At 72.6% G+C, this 19,406-nt stretch carries 18 protein-coding genes; 10 read left to right on the plus strand and 8 right to left on the minus strand.

The window, feature by feature from the left end; genetic code table 11:
* Positions 1 to 23: 23 nt before the first annotated feature.
* From QQZ14_RS15205 to QQZ14_RS15220, 4 genes are read left to right on the plus strand one after another with little or no spacing between them, the layout of a single operon-like run.
* A complete protein-coding gene (locus QQZ14_RS15205; RefSeq protein WP_284535192.1) occupies positions 24 to 2,723 on the plus strand; it encodes a bifunctional acetate--CoA ligase family protein/GNAT family N-acetyltransferase in 2,700 nt (899 codons plus the stop codon).
* Positions 2,724 to 2,745: 22 nt separating this feature from the next.
* Positions 2,746 to 3,372, plus strand: coding sequence for a sulfotransferase family 2 domain-containing protein (locus QQZ14_RS15210; RefSeq protein WP_284535193.1), 627 nt, complete (start codon positions 2,746 to 2,748; stop codon positions 3,370 to 3,372).
* Positions 3,373 to 3,404: 32 nt separating this feature from the next.
* Positions 3,405 to 4,007, plus strand: a complete 603-nt coding sequence (locus QQZ14_RS15215; RefSeq protein WP_284535194.1) for a DUF5998 family protein — start codon at positions 3,405 to 3,407, stop codon at positions 4,005 to 4,007.
* A gap of 1 nt (position 4,008) precedes the next feature.
* A complete protein-coding gene (locus QQZ14_RS15220; RefSeq protein ID WP_284535195.1) occupies positions 4,009 to 5,127 on the plus strand; it encodes an alkaline phosphatase family protein in 1,119 nt (372 codons plus the stop codon).
* On the opposite strand, the gene QQZ14_RS15225 is transcribed toward QQZ14_RS15220, so the two are convergent.
* The gene (locus QQZ14_RS15225; RefSeq protein WP_284535196.1) at positions 5,087 to 6,634 is read right to left on the minus strand and encodes an MFS transporter; all 1,548 of its coding nucleotides are present in this window, start codon (positions 6,632 to 6,634) and stop codon (positions 5,087 to 5,089) included. The genes QQZ14_RS15220 and QQZ14_RS15225 overlap by 41 nt on opposite strands.
* Before the next feature lie 116 nt (positions 6,635 to 6,750).
* Here QQZ14_RS15225 and QQZ14_RS15230 point away from each other — a divergent pair, with 116 nt between their 5' ends.
* A complete protein-coding gene (locus QQZ14_RS15230) occupies positions 6,751 to 7,410 on the plus strand; it encodes a TetR/AcrR family transcriptional regulator (RefSeq protein WP_284535197.1) in 660 nt (219 codons plus the stop codon).
* Here QQZ14_RS15230 and QQZ14_RS15235 read toward each other — a convergent pair.
* Together QQZ14_RS15235 and QQZ14_RS15240 are read right to left on the minus strand one after the other, a co-directional pair.
* Positions 7,379 to 8,602 carry a hypothetical protein gene (locus QQZ14_RS15235; protein WP_284535198.1) on the minus strand — a complete coding sequence of 408 codons (1,224 nt, stop codon included), beginning with the start codon at positions 8,600 to 8,602 and terminating at the stop codon, positions 7,379 to 7,381. The two genes, QQZ14_RS15230 and QQZ14_RS15235, sit on opposite strands and share 32 nt — an antisense overlap.
* Before the next feature lie 96 nt (positions 8,603 to 8,698).
* Positions 8,699 to 9,352, minus strand: a complete 654-nt coding sequence (locus QQZ14_RS15240) for a thymidine kinase (RefSeq protein ID WP_284535199.1) — start codon at positions 9,350 to 9,352, stop codon at positions 8,699 to 8,701.
* A gap of 44 nt (positions 9,353 to 9,396) precedes the next feature.
* Here QQZ14_RS15240 and QQZ14_RS15245 point away from each other — a divergent pair, with 44 nt between their 5' ends.
* Positions 9,397 to 10,215: a sulfurtransferase gene (locus tag QQZ14_RS15245; RefSeq protein WP_284535200.1), complete on the plus strand. Its 819-nt coding sequence runs from the start codon at positions 9,397 to 9,399 to the stop codon at positions 10,213 to 10,215.
* A 33-nt stretch (positions 10,216 to 10,248) separates the two neighbouring features.
* On the opposite strand, the gene QQZ14_RS15250 is transcribed toward QQZ14_RS15245, so the two are convergent.
* Both QQZ14_RS15250 and sepH read right to left on the minus strand, forming a co-directional pair.
* The gene (locus QQZ14_RS15250; RefSeq protein WP_284535201.1) at positions 10,249 to 12,237 is read right to left on the minus strand and encodes an SDR family oxidoreductase; all 1,989 of its coding nucleotides are present in this window, start codon (positions 12,235 to 12,237) and stop codon (positions 10,249 to 10,251) included.
* Positions 12,238 to 12,287: 50 nt separating this feature from the next.
* The gene (gene sepH / locus QQZ14_RS15255; protein ID WP_284535202.1) at positions 12,288 to 13,247 is read right to left on the minus strand and encodes a septation protein SepH; all 960 of its coding nucleotides are present in this window, start codon (positions 13,245 to 13,247) and stop codon (positions 12,288 to 12,290) included.
* Between the two features lie 120 nt (positions 13,248 to 13,367).
* Between sepH and QQZ14_RS15260 the strand changes: the two genes are divergently transcribed.
* Positions 13,368 to 14,003, plus strand: coding sequence for a trimeric intracellular cation channel family protein (locus QQZ14_RS15260; protein WP_284535203.1), 636 nt, complete (start codon positions 13,368 to 13,370; stop codon positions 14,001 to 14,003).
* Between the two features lie 7 nt (positions 14,004 to 14,010).
* On the opposite strand, the gene QQZ14_RS15265 is transcribed toward QQZ14_RS15260, so the two are convergent.
* Both QQZ14_RS15265 and QQZ14_RS15270 read right to left on the minus strand, forming a co-directional pair.
* Positions 14,011 to 15,315: a D-arabinono-1,4-lactone oxidase gene (locus QQZ14_RS15265; protein WP_284535204.1), complete on the minus strand. Its 1,305-nt coding sequence runs from the start codon at positions 15,313 to 15,315 to the stop codon at positions 14,011 to 14,013.
* Positions 15,312 to 16,523 carry an MFS transporter gene (locus QQZ14_RS15270; protein WP_284535205.1) on the minus strand — a complete coding sequence of 404 codons (1,212 nt, stop codon included), beginning with the start codon at positions 16,521 to 16,523 and terminating at the stop codon, positions 15,312 to 15,314. The genes QQZ14_RS15265 and QQZ14_RS15270 overlap by 4 nt, the downstream gene beginning before the upstream one ends.
* A gap of 69 nt (positions 16,524 to 16,592) precedes the next feature.
* On the opposite strand from QQZ14_RS15270, the gene QQZ14_RS15275 reads away from it, so the two are divergent.
* From QQZ14_RS15275 to QQZ14_RS15285, 3 genes are all read left to right on the plus strand, one after another.
* Positions 16,593 to 17,681, plus strand: coding sequence for a ferrochelatase (locus QQZ14_RS15275; protein ID WP_284535206.1), 1,089 nt, complete (start codon positions 16,593 to 16,595; stop codon positions 17,679 to 17,681).
* Positions 17,678 to 18,544: an inositol monophosphatase family protein gene (locus QQZ14_RS15280; RefSeq protein WP_284535207.1), complete on the plus strand. Its 867-nt coding sequence runs from the start codon at positions 17,678 to 17,680 to the stop codon at positions 18,542 to 18,544. The genes QQZ14_RS15275 and QQZ14_RS15280 overlap by 4 nt, the downstream gene beginning before the upstream one ends.
* Positions 18,545 to 18,693: 149 nt before the next feature.
* Positions 18,694 to 18,984, plus strand: coding sequence for a DUF4193 domain-containing protein (locus tag QQZ14_RS15285; RefSeq protein WP_011756350.1), 291 nt, complete (start codon positions 18,694 to 18,696; stop codon positions 18,982 to 18,984).
* A 76-nt stretch (positions 18,985 to 19,060) separates the two neighbouring features.
* On the opposite strand, the gene QQZ14_RS15290 is transcribed toward QQZ14_RS15285, so the two are convergent.
* Positions 19,061 to 19,357, minus strand: a complete 297-nt coding sequence (locus QQZ14_RS15290; protein ID WP_284535208.1) for a DUF4235 domain-containing protein — start codon at positions 19,355 to 19,357, stop codon at positions 19,061 to 19,063.
* Between the last annotated feature and the right edge of the window lie 49 nt (positions 19,358 to 19,406).

Genomic DNA, 19,406 nt, shown 5'->3' on the forward strand with positions numbered 1-19,406 from the left:
CCGTCCACGATAGATTTCGCACTGTGACCGACACCCAGGACGTCCCCGCGCCTCCCCGGCACTGGGAGGCCGACGTCCTGCTCCGTGACGGGCGGACGGCGCACATCCGGCCGATCCGGGCCGAGGACCGTGAGGTCTTCGTCGAGTTCTACTCCCGCGTCTCCGACCAGTCGAAGTACTACCGGTTCTTCTCCCCGATGCCGCGGCTCTCCGATCGCGACCTCGACCGGTTCACCAACGTCGACCACGTGGGCCGGGTCGCGTTCGTGCTGACCCTGCAGGACCAGATCATCGCGGTCGGCCGCTACGACCTGGTCAAGCCGGGGGAGGCGGAGGTCGCGTTCCTCGTCGAGGACCAGCACCAGGGCCGCGGGATCGCCCAGCTGCTGCTCGAGCACCTCGCCCAGGCCGGCCGTGAGCGCGGGATCGAGCGGTTCGTCGCCGAGGTGCTGCCCGACAACACCCGGATGATCCAGACCTTCCGCGATGCGGGCTACCGCGTGGTGAGCGAGTACGACGAGGGCGTGCTGCAGCTGGAGTTCTCCATCGACCCCACCGACACCGCGATCGGGGTGATGATGAGCCGCGAGCACCGGGCCGAGGCCGCCTCGATCGAGAAGTTCTTCAACCCCCGCTCGATCGCGGTGATCGGGGCCAGCCGTCGCCAGGAGACCATCGGCCAGGCGCTGGTGCGCAACCTGGTGCTGGGCGACTTCACGGGCCGGGTCTACGCCGTCAACCCGACCTCGAGCGCCGTGTCCGGCCTGCCGACGTACAAGACCGTCAGCGACATCCCCGACGACGTCGACGTGGCGATCGTCGCGGTGCCGGCCGAGGCGGTCCAGGACGTCGTGCTCGACTGCGCGGCCAAGGGCGTGCACGGCCTGGTGGTGATCTCGTCGGGCTTCGCCGAGACGGGTGAGGAGGGCCGGGTCCGGCAGCGCAAGCTGGTCGGCCTCTCGCGCTCCTACGGCCTGCGGCTGATCGGGCCCAACTGCCTGGGCATCATCAACACCGACGTGGAGGTGTCGCTCAACGCCTCGCTCTCGCCGCTGATGCCGCCGCGTGGCCGGGCGGGGTTCTTCTGCCAGTCCGGCGCACTCGGCACCGCGATCCTCGAGAAGGTCTACAACCGCGGGCTGGGCCTGTCGACGTTCGTCAGCGCCGGCAACCGTGCCGACGTGTCGGGCAACGACCTGCTGCAGTACTGGGAGGAGGACGACTCCACCGAGGTCGTGCTGCTCTACCTGGAGTCGATCGGCAACCCGCGCAAGTTCTCCCGGATCGCCCGGCGGGTCTCGCTGCGCAAGCCGATCATCGCGGTCCGGTCCGGGCGGACCACGCAAGGCGTCCCGATGGGGCACGCCGTACGCAAGATCGCGGCCCCGCCGGCCGCCGTCGACGCGATGTTCCGCCAGGCCGGGGTGATCCAGGTCGACACGCTCGAGGAGATGTTCGACGTCGCCCAGCTGCTCGCCCACCAGCCGCTGCCGCGCGGGCGCCGGGTCGCGATCGTCGGCAACTCCGATGCGCTCGGCCTGCTGGCCGCCGACGCGGCCGCCGCGGTCGGGCTCGTGGTCAACAAGTCCACGGCCCTGGGCGCCGACGCGAGCGCCGAGGACTTCGAGGACGCGCTCGACGCCGCCATCGACGACCCAGAGATCGACTCGGTCGTGGCCGTCTACGTCCCGCCGATCAACGTCTCCGGCGAGGACGTCGCCAACGTCCTCGCCGCGGTGGGGGAGCAGTCCGACAAGCCGCTGGTCTCCTCGTTCCTGGGCTCCGAGGGCGTACCCGAGCTGCTCCGGGTGCCCGACGTCGCCGGCTCGACCGCCGGCCGCGGGTCGGTCCCGTCCTATCCCGGCGTCGAGGCGGCCGTGCGGGCGCTGGCGCGGGTCGTGGAGTACGCCGTGTGGCTCCGCACGCCCGACGGCGCCCCCGTCGACCCTGCCGAGGTGGACACCGTCACCGCGAAGCGGCTCGTCAACCAGGTGCTCTCGCAGCACCCCGAGGGCGCCGACCTCGACCCGGACACCGTGACCGAGCTGCTCGCGTCCTACGGCATCGAGCTCTGGCAGACCCGCCCGGTCGCGACCGTCGAGGAGGCGGTCGCCGCCGGCGAGGCCCTCGGCTGGGACGTCGTGCTCAAGGCGACCGCGGAGCACCTGCGCGAGCGGCCCGACCTCGCCCACGTGTGGCGCAACATCGACACCGCCGAGGAGATGCTCGACGCGTGGGAGTCGCTCGGCCACGTGATCACCGACGTCAAGCGGGCCGGGTTCGTGGTGCAGAAGAACTCCAGCCCCGGGGTGCCGGTCGCGATCCGCAGCATCGAGGACCCGCTGTTCGGGCCGGTGGTCTCCTTCGGCATCGCGGGCCCGCTCACCGAGCTGCTCGCCGACAAGGCGTTCCGGATCCCGCCGCTGGGGGAGCGCGACGCCGCCGCCATGGTCCGCGAGATCAAGTCCTCCCCGATGCTGTTCGGCTACCGCGGCAGCGAGGTGGTCGACGTCGCCGAGATCGAGCGGCTGATCCAGCGCGTGGCGCAGCTGCAGAACGACCTGCCGCAGATCAGCTCCCTCGAGCTGTCGCTGGTGCTCGCCGGCGCCGACGGCGCGACCGTGCTGACCGCGGCCGCGCGCGTCGACCCCGTCGCCGACCCGCGGTCGGACTGGTTCGTGCGCCGGATGCCGGCCCCTGCGGGGGACACGCTCCCCTCCTGAGGCGGCACCGTAGGATCCGGCCATGGTCATTTCGGACGCCCAGCGCTTCCTCTTCGTGCACGTGCAGAAGACGGGTGGCTCGACGATCGACAAGCGGCTGGACGACGTGCTGCCCGACGCGCGCGGCGTCAAGGGCGTCGACCGGCACGCGACGCTCGGCAAGATCCTGGAGGCCGAGCCCGGGCTGGCGTCGTACTGGATCGTCGGCTACGTCCGCAACCCGTTCGCCCGGCTGCTGTCGTGGTACCGCATGGTCGAGCGGCTCGAGGACCGAGCGGCCAAGGGCCGCCGGGGCTCCCAGAAGTTCTTCGCGCGCAAGTCGTTCATCAAGTCGGTGTCGCAGGACTACCCCGACTTCGAGAGCTTCATCCTCAAGGGCACCGAGGAGTGGCCCCGGCTGCGCACCCCGCAGGTCAGCTACCTGACCGTCAAGGGCGGTCGGCGTGCGGACTTCGTCGGCCGGCAGGAGAGCCTCGAGGCCGACCTGCGCGCGGTCTTCGCCCGCTTCGACATGCCGTGGGAGCCGCTGCAGAGCGTGAACGTCGACCACCAGCGCCCCGACTATCGCGAGATCTACACGCCCGCGATGCGGCGCCGGGTCGAGGAGCTCTTCGCCCGCGACCTCGCGGCGTTCGACTACACATTCTGAGCTGCCCCGAGCCCCGTGACAGACTGACAGGCATGCCGAGCAGCAGGACCAGCGAGGACCACGACCGGACCCTCGAGCTGAGGGACGCGATCGACCGCACCGGCTACTACCCCGAGGTGGTCGCCGACGGGGTCGCCGGGGCGGTGGCCGGTGAGCACGTCGTGTCGTACTTCGTGCACCACGAGCCGACCTTCGACCGCGACGAGGTGCGCCGGCACCTGTCGGTCGTGGTGCTCACGCCGACCCGGCTGATCCTGGCCCACACCGACGAGCACGAGGGCGACGACCTGCTCCCGGAGCCCTACACGTCGACCTCCACCGAGGCGATCCGGCTGTCCGCGGTCAAGTCCGTGGTGGTCACCCGGATGATCGCGAACCCGACGTCCGGCCCGAGCCGGCCCGCCGAGGCCGTGATGACCATCGGGTGGGGAGGCGTCAGCAGGGTCGACCTCGAGCCGGCCGGCTGCAGCGACCCCGAGTGCGACGCCGACCACGGCTACACGGGCGTGCTTGCCTCCGACGACTTCTCGCTGCGGGTCTCCGCCGCCGCGGACGGCACCGACGCGGTCGCGGGGCTGCTCGCGTTCGCCGAGCAGCTCTCGGCACGGACCCACGCCGACTCCCACGCCCACTGAGGTGAGCCGCTTCCTCCAGCCGGCCTACGGCGACCGGTCGATCGGCGACGTCGTGCCGGCGGTGGCGACGGCGCTCGGGGCCCCGATCGGCGAGCCCCCGACCGGTCTCGAGCTGCCGCCGGCGCCGGCGTACGTCGTGTTCCTCGTCGACGGGCTCGGCGCGCGCCAGCTGGAGCGGCACGCGCACGCGGCGCCGTTCCTCGCCGGCCAGCTCGCCGAGCAGGAGCCCGGGACCGCGGGTGTGCCGTCGACGACCGCGACCAGCCTGACGTCGCTCGGGACCGGGCTGATGCCCGGCGCCCACGGCCTGGTCGGCTTCACGTCGCGGGTGCCCGGGACCGACCGGCTGCTCAACGCGCTGATGTGGGACAAGGACGTCGACCCGCTCGAGTGGCAGCCCAACCCGACGGCGTTCACGAGGCTGCGCGAGGCGGGCGGCTGCGCGACCGTGGTCAACAAGCGGGAGTTCGCACGCAGCGGCCTCACCGTGGCCGCCCACCGCGGGGCGGAGTACGTCGGCGCCGACAAGGTCGGCGAGCGGATCGCCGCCGCGGTCGCGTCGTCCGCCGAGCGCGGCTCGTTGATCTACCTGTACGACGGGGACCTCGACTGGACCGGGCACCGCTACGGCGTGGCCTCGCACCAGTGGCTCCAGCAGCTCGCGATGATCGACGCGGAGGCCGAGCAGCTGCGCGAGACCCTGCCCGCCTCGGTCCGGCTGCTCGTGGTGGCCGACCACGGCATGGTGGACTCACCGGCCTCGAGCCGGGTCGACGTCGACGACGTCGCCGAGCTGCGCGCGGGAGTAGCACTGCTCGGCGGTGAGGCCCGCTTCCGTCATCTCTACTGCCACGGCGGGGCGGTCGACGACGTGGTGGCGGCCTGGACCGAGGTGCTCGGCGACCGGGCCGAGGTGATGACCCGTGCGACAGCGATCGGGCGCGGCTGGTTCGGCCCGGTGTCGCCGTCGGTGCTGCCGAGGCTGGGCGACGTCGTCGTCGCCTGCCACGACGACGTCGCCGTCCTCTCGACGTCCGCGTTCCCCTACGAGGCCACGCTGGTCGGCCTGCACGGGTCGCTCACGCCCGCGGAGATGCTGATTCCGGTGCTGGTGAGCTGACGGCCCGGGTCCGGCCGGTGTCGGGCAGCACCATGCCGAGCACCACGACGACCACCATCAGGGCCGCCGTCGTGCACGACGCCCACAGCAGCGCGGTCTGCATGCCGTCGACGAACGCGGCCTGGGCCGGTGCGGCGACCGCGTCGCCCATGTGGGTGGCGGCGCCGAAGGAGGACCGGGCCTGCTCGGCCGCGGCCGACGGGAGCGGGGGAAGGCGCAGCTCGTCGCGGTAGACCGACTGCAGGATGCTGGCGAGCACGGCGATCCCCAGGGCGGCACCCAGCTCGCGGGCCAGGTCGTTGACCGCGGAGCCCACCCCCTGCTTGGCCGGGGGCAGCGCGTCGGTGATCGAGCTGGTCGCCGGCGTCATCGCCAGACCCATCCCGAGGCCGAGCAGCACCAGGCCGGTCAGCAGCGGCCAGTAGGAGCTGGAGGCGTCGAGCCGGGAGAGCACGGCGAACCCGGCGGCGACCAGCAGCAGCCCGGCGGGCATCACGTGCCGCGCCCCGACCCGGGCGGTGACCCGCGGGGCGAGAGCGCGGGCGGAGGGCATCATCACCAGCGCCATCGGGGCCACGGAGAGGGCGGCGATCAGCGCGCTGCGGTCCAGCACCAGCTGCAGGTACTGCACGACCAGGAAGATGAACCCGAAGAACCCGAAGAACTGCACGGTGATCGTCAGGGTGCCGGTGGCGAAGCCGCCGAGCCGGAACAGGCGGGGGTCGAGCAGGGGCTGCGGCCGGGTCAGCTCCCAGCCGACGAAGGCCGCGATCACGAGGACCCCGCCACCGAGCCCGGCGAGGGTCTCGACGCTGTCCCAGCCGTGGGTGGGCGCCTCGATCACGGAGTACACGACCAGTCCGAGGCCGACCACCGACAGCAGGGCGCCGGGCAGGTCGAGGCGTGGCGCCTCCGGATCGGCGGACTCCGGCACGACGCGCACGGTGCCGACCAGGGCGATCAGCCCCATCACCAGGTTGAACGCGAACACCGACCGCCAGGACCACGCCTCGAGCAGCAGGCCGGTGGCGAGCAGCCCCAGCATGGCGCTGGCCCCGGCCACGCCCGCCCAGGTCCCGACGGCACGGACGCGCCGCTCGGGCGGGAACGTGCTCGTGATCGTCGACAGGGTCGCCGGCATCACCAGGGCCGCGCCTGCCCCGAGCACACCCTGGATCGCGATCAGCTGGCCCGGCTCCTGGGCGAACATCGCGGCGCCCGAGCCGGCGACGAACACCACGAGGCCGGCCAGCAGCGCGCGGCGCCGGCCGTACCGGTCGCCGATCGCGCCGGCAAGCAGGAGCAGTGCGGCGAACGTGAGGGCGTAGGCGTCGACCACCCAGGCGATCTGGGTCTGGTCGGCCCGCAGGTCGCGGGCGATCGACGGTGCCGCGAGGTTGAGCGCGGAAATCGCCGAGACCACGGCCGCGAGCGCCAACACGATCACCGGCAGCACCCCGCGACCGACGTCCGTCCCCGCGGACGCCGTACCTGTCGTCGCACTCATCTGGTCCTCCTACCGTCACGTTTCACTGAATGGTGAATTCACGGTGGCGCCGGAGCGGGCTACATTTCAAGCGTGATGAATTCCTGGTCGCGCGGCCGGCCCGTGGAGCCGGCTTCGTGAGCGCGGGGGAGTCGGTGAGCCGCGGCCGTCGGGGCCGCCGGGCGGGCAAACCCGACACCCGGGCTGAAATCCTGGACGTCGCGCGGCGGCGGTTCCTGCTCGACGGCTACCAGGCCGTGACGATGCGCGGGGTGGCGCAGGAGGCGGGCGTCGACGCGGCCCTGGTCAGCTACTACTTCGGCTCCAAGAAGGGCCTGCTCGGCGCCGCGCTCGCGCTGGCGGTCAACCCACCGGAGCTGCTCCGCGCGGTCCTGGCGGGTGATCCGGCCACGCTTCCCGAGCGTCTGGTGCGTACGGTGATCGGCGTCTGGGACGACCCCGAGGGCGGCCGGCCGCTGCGGCTGCTGGTCACCAGCGCCGGCAACGACCCGGAGGTGGCCCGGCTGCTGCGCGAGGTGCTCCAGACCGAGATGATCGGCCCCCTGGCCGAGCGTCTCGGTGGAGCGGACGCGTCCGCGCGGGCGGCGGCGTTCGGGGCCCAGATCGCCGGGCTCCTGCTGGTCCGCTACTGGCTCGAGGCCGAGCCGGTCGCCTCGATGCCGGTCGCGGACCTGGTGCGCCACGCCGCCCCCGGCCTGCACGCGGCGATGCGGGGGCCGGCACGCCGCCCCCCGCCGCCGGGGATCAGTTCAGGCTCATCCTCGGCTCGCCGTTGAGCAGGCCGGTGCCCGCGATCGTGCACTTGCCGCTGCGGGGGGCGCCACCGTTCCAGGCCTGGCGGACGCAGGCGCGGGTTGCGAGCTGTGCCCAGTAGTTCGGGTGCAGCGACTCCTGGATGTAGTACGGGCTGCTCGACCCGGCGGTCGACACCGTGCGGATCTGGTTGATCCACTCGGTCTGGTCGACCGCGCCCGGCGACATCCAGTTGGCGATGCCCTTCTCCTCGTAGAGCCCGACGGTGTTCTCGCACAGGCGTCGGCCGTTGAACGCGGTGGACAGGTCGAGGGTGCGGGCGTTGGTGAGCCCGGAGTCGGCCACCGCCCCGAACACCGCGCCGTTGATCGTCGGCAGCGCCGAGTCGTTGGCCCAGTCGGCGTCCTTGTTCCAGAACCCGCAGCCGCCGGTGCTCTGTCGGGTGTAGCCGCTCTCGGAGTAGCGGAAGCCGGCGCCGCGGGCGATCGGGCTCGGGTAGTTCTGCACGAGCAGCGTCCACTGGGAGTCGGCGTACCCGGCGTTGCGCATCGCGGCGGCGACGTTGCGCAGCGCGGTCGTGATGCGGGCCCGGACGGCCGAGACGTTGGCGGCGGTGAAGTTCGCCTTCACCGAGCTGTCGTCGTAGCAGTAGTCCTTCCACCAGGTCGGCGAGGCGAGGAAGTCGCTCACGCAGGAGGTGACGACGTCGGCGAAGTTGAAGTCGTTGCCGCCGATCGAGACCACGACCATGCCCACCCGGTGGCTGGTGGCGAACTGCTGCAGCATCTTGGCCTGCCCCAGCTTGCCCGCTCCGAAGTCTGCGAAGTCGAGGCCGGGCTTGAAGCTGTCGCCGTCGGAGGTCGCGGTCTTCGCGCCGGAGCAGGCGAGGTTGAGGCCGTTGACCCCACCCCCGACGTACGCCTCGGCCGACTTGCTGCGGTGGCAGCGGGCGATGGTCTCGCCGGTGCCGGCGGCGTTGTCGTAGTACGCCGTCGACCCGAGCGCGTCGGCCCGGCTCGACGAGGCGTTGCTGCTGCCGGCCCAGCGGCCGGCCTCGCCGCTGATGTAGGAGTCGCCGAGGGTGACGACCCACGGGGTGCCGACCCCGGGCCCGTCGGCCTGGGCGGCCGGTGCCGGGAGGAACAGGCCGCCGATCGCGGCGGCGAGGACGGTCAGGACGCTGAGGGTGCGGGCTCGAGCCCGAGATGTGACCACGATCACGCAACCTAGGGCTCCGGAGCCACCCAGCGGAAGAGGGGATTCCCTTTCCTGGGCGGGGGCGATTTCCCCGGTTCACCGGGGAGATCCGACTCAGCCGAACGGCAGCGGCTCCGGCGCGAGCGAGACCGCCTTGGCGCGGGCGGCGGTCAGGCGGCGGCGATGGTGCTGGCGGCAGAGCACCTCGTAGGCCACGTCGGCCGGGGGCTGGTCGACGGCGTCGACGTCGCCGACGACGATCACCTCGCCCTCGACGACCATCGCGCCGTTCTCGGTGCGGGCGTTGTGAGTGGCGCGCTTGCCGCACCAGCACAGCGCCTCGACCTGCAGCACGTTCATCCGGTCGGCGAGCTCGACCAGCCGGGCGCTGCCCTCGAACAGCTGGGTGCGGAAGTCGGTGAGGATCCCGAACGCGAACACGTCGATCTGCAGTTCGTCGACGATCTTGGCGAGCTGGTCGATCTGGTCGCGGGTGTAGAACTGCGCCTCGTCGCAGATCAGGTAGTCGATCCGGCCGCCGCGGGTGAGCGAGTCGACGACGTAGCGCCAGAAGTCGAACTCCTGGTCGACCTCGAGCGCCTCGTGGGTCAGGCCCAGCCGGCTGGACACCGTCGCCTGGCCGGCGCGGTCGTGGGTGGTGAACAGCCGGCCCACCCGCCCGCGTGCCGAGTGGTTGTGGTTGGTCTGGAGCGCCAGCGTCGACTTGCCGGAGTCCATGGTGCCGGTGAAGAAGTGCAGTTCAGCCACGGGGCGAATCCTGTCACGCCGGTCCGCTCCGCCAGGATGGGCTCATGGTCTCCCCGCTGATCTCCGCCGACGAGCTCGCCGCCGACCTCGCTGCCGGGCCGAGCTCGGTCACGGTCCTCGACGTGCGCTACCGGATGGGCGGCCCGGGCGGCCGCGCCGAGTTCGAGGCCGGGCACGTGCCCGCAGCGGCGTACGTCGACCTCGACGCCGACCTGGCCGCACCCCCGGGCGCCGGCGGGCGGCACCCGCTCCCGAGCACTGCGGCCTTCCAGTCCGCGATGCGGCGGGTGGGGGTCCGCGACGACCGACCCGTGGTCGTGTACGACGACTGGTCCGGCCTCGCCGCCGGCCGAGCGTGGTGGCTGCTGCGCTACCACGGCCACCAGGACGTCCGGCTGCTCGACGGCGCCTGGCCGGCGTGGGTGGCGTCCGGGGGAGCGGTCCAGGCCGTCACCGTGCCTCCCGAGCCGGGCGACTTCACCGCCCGCCCCGGCGCGCTGCCGGTCGTCGAGGCGGACGGCGTGCTCGACGTACCCGTGCTCGTCGACGCCCGCGCCCTCGAGCGCTACCGCGGCGAGGTCGAGCCGATCGACCCGGTCGCGGGCCACATCCCGGGGGCGGTCAACGTGCCGACGACGACGAACCTGCGCGCGGACGGTCGGTTCCGCAGCCCCGAGGAGCTGCGCGCGCTGTACGCCGCTGCTGGGGTGAGCGGCGACGAGGACGTGGCGGTCTACTGCGGGTCCGGGGTCACCGCCGTGCACGACATCGTGGCGCTCGAGGTGGCCGGGATCCGGGCCGCGCTCTACCCGGGCAGCTGGTCGGGCTGGATCACCGACCCGAGCCGTCCCGTGGAGCGTTGACCCGCCCGAAAGTTTCGGGCGGGTCGACGTCGTCTACCAGTGCACGCCCTTGAACATCCTCGCCAGCATGATCTGCTCCGACTCACGGCCGCCGCCGACCTCGCCCTTCGCGGCCGCCGAGTCGGGGAACACGTGGTAGGCCATGTTGAGCACCCGGAACGCCAGCTTGGGGGTCAGCGTGTGGGCGATCGCCCCGGCGTTGCCGAGCGCGGTGTTGATCTCGTGCGGCCGCTCCACCATCGCCTCGATGACCAGGTCGGCCGCCTGCGCCGGTGAGATCGTGGGGAACTTGTCGTAGAGCTTGGTGGGCGCGATCATCGGCGTCCGCACCAGCGGCATGTGGATGTTCGTGAACGTGATGCCGTCGCCGAACAGCTCGGACGAGACCACGTTGCTCCACGAGTCGAGCGCGGCCTTGGAGGCGACGTACGCCGAGAACCGCGGCGGGTTGGTCTGCACCCCGATCGACGACACGTTGACGACGTGGCCGCCGCGGTTGGCACGCATCGCGGGCACCAGGCCCATCACCAGCCGGACCGCGCCGAAGTAGTTGAGCTGCATGGTGCGCTCGAAGTCGTGGAACCGGTCCTGGGAGAGTCGCAGCGAGCGCCGGATGGACCGGCCGGCGTTGTTGACGACGTAGTCGATCGACGGCAGCTCGGCGGTGAGGGTCTCGCAGAGCGCGTCGATGGCCTCGAGGTCGGAGAGGTCGCAGGGCTGTACGACGGCGGTGCCGCCGCGGGCCTCGATCAGCTCGCGGAGCTCGTCGAGCTTCTCCTTGCCACGGGCCACCAGCACCGGCGTGCCGCCCGCCTGGGCGACCTTGAGCGCGGTGACCTTGCCGATCCCCGACGAGGCGCCGGTGACCACGACGTACCGGCCCTGCAGCTTGTCGCGCACCCGCGGGTCCCGGCCGGTCGACTCGTCGAGGTGCTCCTCCCAGTAGGTCCACAGCGTCCGGGCGTAGGACTCCAGGTCGGGGACACCGATGCCGGAGCCCGCGAGCGCCTGCTCGGTGCGGCGCGAGTCGAAGACCGCGGTGAACGACGTGTGGGCCAGCACCTCGGCCGGGATGCCCACGCGGCTGGTCACCAGGTCGAGTGCCGACTGCACGGCGCCGTTGCCGGCCAGGGTGTTGAGGATCCCGGCGGGGGTCAGGGCCCTGGGGAGATAGCGGGTCATCCCGCGGTCGATGGGGGTGGCGAACCGGGGCGCGCCCGCGGCCGCGCAGAACGCGTTGACCATGTCGACCACCGGCTGCGGCTCGGGGTTGACCAGGTGGAAGGCCTCGCCGTCGCGGTCGGGCAGGTGCGCGATGTGGTCCATGGCGGCCGCGACGTAGTCGACCGGCACCACGTTGGTGTCGCCGAGGTCGAGGCCGATCAGCGGCAGCCACGACGGCAGCCGGTCGCGCATCATCTTCATCGCGCCGAAGAAGTAGTAGGGGCCGTCGACCTTGTCCATCTCGCCGGTGTCGGAGGCGCCGACGACGACCGCGGGGCGGTAGACCCGCCAGGGGACGCCTCCCTCCTCGCGCACGATGCGCTCGGACTCGTGCTTCGTCCGGTGGTACGCCGAGGGCAGGTGCTGCCCCTCGTCGAACATCGACTCGTCGAACCGGCCGCGGTGCTCGCCTGCCGCCGCGACGGAGGAGACGTGGTGGAGGCAGCCGACGTCCAGCGCCTCGGCGAGCGCCAGCGCGTTGCGGGTGCCACCGACGTTGAGCGTCTCGTTGGTCTGGTCGTCGGCGGTCATGTCGTAGATCGCCGCGAGGTGGAAGAAGTGGTCGACGTCGCCCCGGTGCGCCTTCACCCAGGCGGGGTCGACGCCGAGGGCGTCCGTCGACAGGTCGCCGACCACCGGGACCACCCGGTCGGTGTCCCAGCGCGAGATCAGCGCCTCCATCCGGTGCAGCGACCCCTCACGGACCAGCACGAAGACGTCGCCCTCGCGGTGGTCGAGCAGCTCCCGGACCAGGTGCCGACCGATGAACCCTGTGGCCCCCGTCACGAAGTACGACATGCGGGGGAGGCTACCTGCGGGTGGCGGCCGTGGACAGGGCCGCGGCGGGGCTACTCCTGCTTGCCGCCGCCGAACATGATCTCGTCCCAGCTCGGCACCGAGGCGCGGCCGCGGGTCTTCTTCACCGGGCGGCGGCTCGGCGGCTCGTGGTCGTGCTGCCCGGGCTCGGGCGCGGCGGTCTCGGGGGCCGGCTCGCCGCCGTGCAGGTCGTCCTCGGCCTCGGCCTGCGTGGCCTCCTCGCGCAGCCCGGCGTCCTCGGCGACGACGGCGGGGTCGGTGAGCGGCTCGTCGTCGAGGAACGCCTCGACGGGCTGCTCGGAGACCAGGCCGATCGCGTCCTCGCCGAGGGGGAGCTCCTGGTCGAGCTCTCCGACCGCGCTCAGCCGGCGCTGCCGGGCGTGGCGCAGGTCGTCGTGCGCGGGCGCCGCGACCGCCACCGCCTCGCCCACCAGCCACCGGGCGTCCTCGTTGTCGAGGGTGACGTAGTTGCCGGGGGCGTCGAAGGTCAGCTCCGCCGTGCCGCTGCGCTCGGGGGAGGAGTACGTCGCGATCAGCGACCAGCGCCCGTCCTCGCGGCGCCAGGCGTCCCACTTGATCGTGTCCGGGTCGACGTTGGCGGACCGCAGGTGGCTCGCCGCGGCGTCGCCGAGGGTGCGGGTGCCGCTCCCGGCCTGGCCGCCGTCGGTGCGGCGTACGGACGAGCGCTGCGCGCGCTCCGCGACGTGCTGGCGCTCGGCGAGCACGGGGGCGGCGAAGGCCATGATCTTGTCCACCGACGTCTGGGCTGCCTGTGCCACCGCCTCGGGGGTCTCCCCGGCGCGGATCCTGGCCTGGATGTCGCGGGGGCGGAGGGCACTGTCCATCTTGGTCTCCAATCGGCGGGTCGGATCCCCGCGCACTGCGGCCCGAAGGCGCTCATCGATGTCGAGGGTGTGCTCGACGCCGTCGTCGTCGACCAGGCGCAGGCGCTTCCCGCCATCGCTCACTCCGGCGAGCGTGAGGTGCGCCATCGGTGGTCGAGCTCCTTGTCCCATCGTCGTTGCGTCTTCGGTGCGCCGAGCCTACGCCAGCGGGGGGCCGGTCGCCGGGATCGTCGCGGCGTGCCCCGGCCGCCGTACTAGCCTCCTGGAGTGCCCTCCACCGAACCGTCCACGACCCTGGTCGTCCTCGACCTGGTGGGCATCACCGTGTTCGCGATCACCGGGGCGCTGGTCGCCGTCCGCAAGGGGCTGGACGTGTTCGGCGTCCTGGTGCTGGCCGGTACGACGGGCCTCGGCGGCGGCTTCCTGCGCGACGTGCTCATCGACGCGACGCCGCCGGCCGCGCTGGAGGACTGGCGCTACCTGGTGGTGCCCGTGGTCGCGGGGACGGTGTCGTTCTTCTACCACCCGGTGCTCGGCCGGGTGGAGCGCTCGGTCAACGTGCTCGACGCGTTCGGGCTCGGGCTGTTCTGCGTCACCGGTGCGCTCAAGGCGATGGACTACGGGCTCGGCCCGGCGCCGGCGGCGCTGATGGGGATGGTCACCGGCATCGGCGGCGGCGTGATCCGCGACCTGCTGGCCGGCCGCGTGCCCGCGGTCTTCCGCGGCGAGCTCTACGCCACCCCGGCCCTGGCCGGCGCGGTCGTTGTGGTCGCCGGCACCCACCTCGACCTGCCGCTCGGGGTGGTCGTGGTCGCCGGCGGGGGCCTGTGCACCGTCTGGCGGCTGCTCGCGATCTGGCGGCACTGGCAGGCGCCGATCGCCACGGGGTCGGCGAGCGTCTGAGCGGGCCTCAGTCGCCCAGCACCCGCCGCAGGTAGGGGTTCGCGAACACCCGGTCGGGGTCGAGCTTGTCCCGCAGGGCGAGGAACTCCTCGAAGCGGGGGTACGCCGGGGCCAGGTCGGCGGCGGACCGGGTGTGCACCTTGCCCCAGTGGGGCCGCCCGTCGTGGGCGCGCAGGATCGGCTCGAGCAGCGCGAAGTACGCGAGGTGGTCGACGTCGCGGTGGGTGTGGAACGCCAGGTAGAGCGAGTCGCGGCCCGACGAGGTCGACAGCGGGATGTCGTCGGCGGGGGTCACCCGGATCTCGACGGGGAACGTGATCCGCAGGTCGGAGGCGTCGATCGCCGCCCGGCACTCCCGCAGCGCAGCGAGACCCGCGGACCGCGGGACGGCGTACTCCATCTCCCGGAACACCACGCCCCGCGGCGAGATGAAGACCCGGTGGGCGACGTCGCTGTAGGTGCGCGCGGACAACAGCCGGCTGGAGACCTGGTTGAAGGACGGGATGATCGCGGGCACCCGGTTGGTCACCCGGTTGAGCGCGCCGAAGAGGTGGTTGGAGAGGAACTCGTCGTCCCACCAGTACCGCAGCCGTGACAGCGGCGAGGTCTCGGAGGGGTCGACGTCGAGCCGGTCGTTGGTCTTGGTGAGCATCCGGTCGGTGTGCGGGAACCAGTACGTGTCGACGTGGTGGTGCTCGGCGATCCGCTGGTCGAACCCGTCCAGCGCCTCGTCCCAGCCCATCGGGCTCTCGGTGGCCTCGAGGACGAACAGCGGCTCGACGCGGAACGTCAGCGTCGTGAGCACGCCGAGCGCGCCGAGCCCGACCCGGGCCGTCTCGAGGATCTCGGGGTTCTCGGTCTCGGTGGCGGTGACGACCTCACCGGTGCCGGTGACCAGTGTCAGCCCGCAGATCTGCGCCGACAGCGACGCGGCCACCCCGCCGGTGCCGTGGGTGCCGGTCGAGGTGGCGCCGGCCAGGGTCTGCTCGGCGATGTCGCCCATGTTGTGCAGGCTCAGCCCGAGCGCCTCGAGCTGCCGGTTGAGCTCCTTGAGCTGGGTGCCGGCCAGCGCGGTCACCGTCATCGCGTCCCGGTCGACCGCGACGATCCCGCCGAGGTGGGTGGGGCGCAGCACCGTGTGCTCAGGCGCGGAGATCGCGGTGAAGCTGTGGCCGGTGCCGACCATCTTCAGGGTGGTGCCCTCGGACCTGGCCCGCTCGACCGCGGCCACGATCGCCGCGGTGTCCGCCGGCTCCTCGACCCTGGCCGGCCGCGCCGACTCGATCCCCGCCCAGTTGCTCCACTCGCTCACGGCGCGACCCTAGTGGCTTCCGGGACCGCCGTCCGGCGCTCTCGGGGCAACGCCTGCGCCGCCACGGCGGCGACCAGTCCGGCACCGACCGAGACGAGGTACGCCGCGGACGCGCCCTGGTGGTCGACCACGAGACCACTGAGCGTGGCCCCCGGCGCGACGCCCGCGACCAGGCCGGTCTGCATGATCGCCATGCCCTCGGTGAGCCGGCCGGCCGGCACCGTCGCCTCGGTGAGCGACATGGTCGCGATCATCGTCGGGGCGATCGCGAAGCCGGCGACGAACAGCGTCAGACCCATGAGCGGGATCGACCCCACGAAGTAGAGCGGCATCATCGCGCAGGCCATCGCGAGCGCGCCCCAGCGCACCCGCACCGACGGGCCGTTCCGCCACGGGACCGCGCCGGAGAGGATGCCGGCGGTGAGGCTGCCGAGGGCCCACAGCGCCAGCAGCCCGCCCGACCAGGACTTGTGGCCGTGCTCGTCCGCGAACGCCACGGTGGTGACCTCGGCGGCGCCGAACAGCACCCCGAGCGCCGCGCACACCACGGCCAGCGCGACCACCGTGCGCCAGGGCATGCCCGGGCGCGGGCCCGAGGTCGCCGACCGCGGGTGCGGGGGCGGCTCGGTGGCGTACTGGGCGGTGAACGCCAGCGTGCCGGCCACACAGGCCACGATGCCGACGGCGAGCCCGGCGACCGGGTGCCAGGCGGTCGCGAGCAGGGTGACCAGGATCGGGCCGAGGATGAACACGGCCTCGTCGACCACGGCCTCCAGCGCGTAGGCGGTCTGCACGTCGGCGGGCCGGTCGAGCACGTAGGACCATCGCGCGCGCACGCACGAGCCGACCTGGGGCAGCAGCGCGCCGCCGACGGCGGCGAACACGTACGACGTCCCGATCGGCCAGTCGGCCTGCACCGAGACCACCAGCAGCGCGATCGCGACGCCGAACCCGATGCTCGCCGTGCTGAGCACCCGCGCCTGGCCGAGCTTGTCGAGCAGCCGGCCCTGCAGGATCGCGAAGCCCGCGTTGGCGAGCATGTACGCGGCCGACACGGCCCCGGCGACGCCGTACCGCCCGGTCGCGGCGGAGACGAGCAGCACGATGCCGAGGCCGACCATCGAGATCGGGAGCCGCGCGAACAGGCCGGCGACGGAGAACCGCAGAGCGCCGGGCCGAGCGAGAATCCGGCGGTAGGTCGTGAGCATCGCGAGGAGCGTATTGCTGCGGGCACACCGGCCACGAATCGTTATCGCGCCCTTCCCTACGATGAACGCATGACCCCCGACCCCACCCCGTACGACGCCGTCCTGCTGGTGTCCTTCGGAGGACCCGAGGCCCCCGAGGACGTGGTGCCGTTCCTCGAGAACGTCACCCGCGGCCGGGGCATCCCGCGCGAGCGGCTCGAAGAGGTCGGCCAGCACTACTACGGCTTCGGCGGCCGCTCGCCGATCAACGATCAGAACCGCGCATTCCTGGCCGCGCTGCGCGAGGACCTGGCCGGCGCCGGGATCGACCTCCCCGTCTACTGGGGCAACCGCAACTGGGATCCCTACCTGGCCGACACGCTGCGGCAGATGGCCGCCGACGGCGTGACCCGGGCGGCCTGCTTCGTGACCAGCGCCTACTCGTCGTACTCCAGCTGCCGGCAGTACCGCGAGAACCTCTTCGACGCCGTCGCCGACGTGCCGGGCGCACCGGTGCTGGACAAGCTGCGGCACTACTTCAACCACCCCGGCTTCGTGGAGCCGATGGTCGACGCCACCCTCGCGGCGCTCGCCGACCTCCCCGAGCAGGTCCGCGACCAGGCCCACCTGGTGTTCGTCACGCACTCGGTGCCGCTGACCATGAACGACGGCAGCGGGCCCGACGGTGGCGCGTACGTCGACCAGCACCTCAGCGTCGTCGAGGAGATCGTCGAGCGGATCCTCCAGGAGACCGGCCGGCGCCACCACCACGAGCTTGCCTACTGCTCGCGGTCCGGTGCGCCGCACATCCCGTGGCTCGAGCCCGACGTCAACGACCACCTCCGGCAGCTGCACGCCGACGGCGCGCCCGCTGTCGTGATGGTGCCGATCGGCTTCGTGTCCGACCACATGGAGGTCGTCTACGACCTCGACACCGAGGCGCTGGCGACCGCCGCCGAGATCGGGCTGCCCGCGATGCGCGCCGCCACCGCGGGTGTCGACCCGCGGTTCGTCGCGACGGTGCGCGACCTGCTGCTCGAGCGGGCCGCGGTCGAGCGCGGCGAGGACGTGGTCCGGGCTGCGGTGGGTCGGTGGCCGGCGTGCTGGGACCGCTGTCCGGCGGGCTGCTGCCCCAACCCGCGCGCCGAGCGGCCGGCGCTGGCGGGCGCCGACTCATGAGCCGGCCGTTCGGCACCGAGATCGAGCCGTCCAACGCGTCGCTGGCGCAGCTGGCGCTCGAGGTCGCCCGCGAGGCGGCGGAGCTGGTCCGCGGCCGCCGGGCGGCCGGGGTGACGGTGGCCGCCACCAAGTCCAGCGAGGTCGATATCGTCACCGAGGCCGACCGGGCCAGCGAGCGGCTGATCCGGCGCCTGATCGCCGCCCGCCGCCCGGACGACGGGTTTGTGGGGGAGGAGGGCGACGACGTCGTCGCCCGCAACGGCATCCGGTGGATCGTCGACCCGATCGACGGCACCGTGAACTTCCTCTACGACCTGCCGCAGTACGCCGTGTCCATTGCGGCCGAGCGCGAGGGCGAGATCGTCGCGGGTGTGGTGCTCAACGTCGCGAGCGGGGTCGAGTACGTCGGGCACCTGGCCGACCTCCTCGAGCGCGGCGGCGCGGCCGCGCGGGCCACCCGCGACGGCACCCCGCTCGCCGTACGCGCCCCGACGCCGCTGCACCTCCGGCTGGTCGGCACCGGCTTCAACTACGACGCCCGGATCCGCGGCCTGCAGGCCGCGGCGCTGGTGCGGCTGATCACCCGGGTCCGCGACATCCGCCGGTTCGGGTCGTGCGCTCTGGACCTGTGCCATCTGGCCGAGGGCTCGCTCGACGGCTACGTCGAGGAGGGCGTGAACCTGTGGGACCACGCCGCCGGCGGCCTGATCGCGCAGATCGCGGGCGCCCGGCTCGAGCACCTGCCCGGGGTCGGCGGCAGCGACCTCGTCGTGTGTGCTCCGACACACGGTTTCGACGAGCTGGTCGCGGCCGTTCAGGAATCGGGTTTCACGGCCGATGAAGGCGTGCGGAGCGGGGAATAGGCGCCTGTCACCCGATGTTCATGCCCCGCGACGTGGAGGCGGTGTGCGACATCCGGCCCTGATGGTGCACAATCTGCCGCGCCGACCGTGCCGCATCGGCACGTGACGACAAGACGTGGGGCAGCAGGTTCCAGGGGAGTGAGTGACGGATGGCGACTGACTACGACGCACCGCGCAAGAACGAGGACGAGCAGTCCGAGGAGAGCATCGAGGAGCTCAAGGCGCGGCGCCACGACAAGAACTCGGGCAAGGTCGACGAGGACGAGGCGGAGGCCGCCGAGTCCTTCGAGCTGCCCGGCGCCGACCTGTCGCACGAGGAGCTCGCGGTCGAGGTGAAGCCCAAGCAGGACGACGAGTTCACCTGCATGAGCTGCTTCCTGGTCCACCACCGCAGCCAGCTGGCGGACCCGAAGAAGATGATCTGCCGCGACTGCGCCTGATCGAGCGCGGCACCAGAGCGACGCCAGAAGGCCGCGGACCCGAGGGGTCCGCGGCCTTCGGCCTGTTCAGGGCGTATCAGGCCCGCTGGTCGTCCTTGCGGAGGTCGGGGGGCAGATGGCCGGTGGAGCGGGCGTAGTAGGACGCCGCGCGGCGCTGGGCGACCATCCGCGCGAGGCCGATCGCCGTACCGCTCGCGATCGCCCACGCCACCGCCTCGCGGATGTCGACGTCGGGGTCGGCGGGGTTCTCCGGCGGCTTCTTGCCGGTCGCGATCGTCCACCCCTTGTCGATCGCCTTCTTGGCGAACGCCGCGGCGCCGAGCGCGGACACGAGCGAGAACACGGTCCAGATCTTGGATCCTCCAGATGCCATGGCCGAACAGTACCCAGGGCCGGTCCGGTCAACCCGCCCGCGTCGGCTC

The sequence above is a fragment of the Nocardioides sp. T2.26MG-1 genome, assembly GCF_950101795.1.
Lineage (GTDB): Bacteria > Actinomycetota > Actinomycetes > Propionibacteriales > Nocardioidaceae > Nocardioides.